The sequence below is a fragment of the Parabacteroides sp. AF21-43 genome (assembly GCF_003635435.1).
GTDB lineage: Bacteria > Bacteroidota > Bacteroidia > Bacteroidales > Tannerellaceae > Parabacteroides > Parabacteroides distasonis.
This window is the reverse complement of sequence record NZ_QTMG01000029.1, coordinates 1-564: the sequence shown is the minus strand read 5'-3', so window position 1 is coordinate 564 and position 564 is coordinate 1. Positions and strand designations below refer to the sequence as shown.

Annotated in this window: 1 protein-coding gene; it reads right to left on the bottom strand. The window is 46.5% G+C overall.

The window, feature by feature from the left end; translation table 11 throughout:
• Positions 1–519 (bottom strand): site-specific integrase (locus DWX84_RS21935; protein ID WP_233573953.1); only part of this gene is annotated, 519 nt, incomplete at its 3' end.
• Positions 520–564: the final 45 nt, after the last annotated feature.

Below are 564 nucleotides of genomic sequence, written 5' to 3'. Positions count from 1 at the left end.
CTTTTGTCGGTGATACTGCAATATCCCATCCCGGATATTCTCCCACTTCAAATGCGCAAGATCCACAAACGCTATCCCGCTGAACGCAAACATCAACCGAACGGTCAACTGTACACGCCGCAAGGACGGATCCTCCAATTCAGCGTTAAACATACGCTCCAGCATCTCTCGCGGCAACGCCTTCTTCCGCTTGCTTTCAACGCCCGTGAAGACATCTTTGAACAGGTTGGGTACAAAGGGAGCCTCGTTCGCCTCCACGGCTAAGTTATAAATGTGACGAATCCGACGCATATAGGTAGACACCGTATTCAACGAACGGCCCTTGTCCAACAACCATGACTGATAGCACAAAAGCCTGTTCCTATTAATATAGGCATAAGGAATCGCCTCCATACCGCAAAAGCACTTGAACGAGTTCAAGGCATCTTGATAACTCTTCGCCGTGGAATACCGTTTTTTCTCACGCAGACAAGCCATGTAGATGGACAGGCCCATAACAAAATCTTCTTCTTTTTTCATATCTTCTCCTTAATAAAAAGGCCAAAAATACTACCTTTGTACACT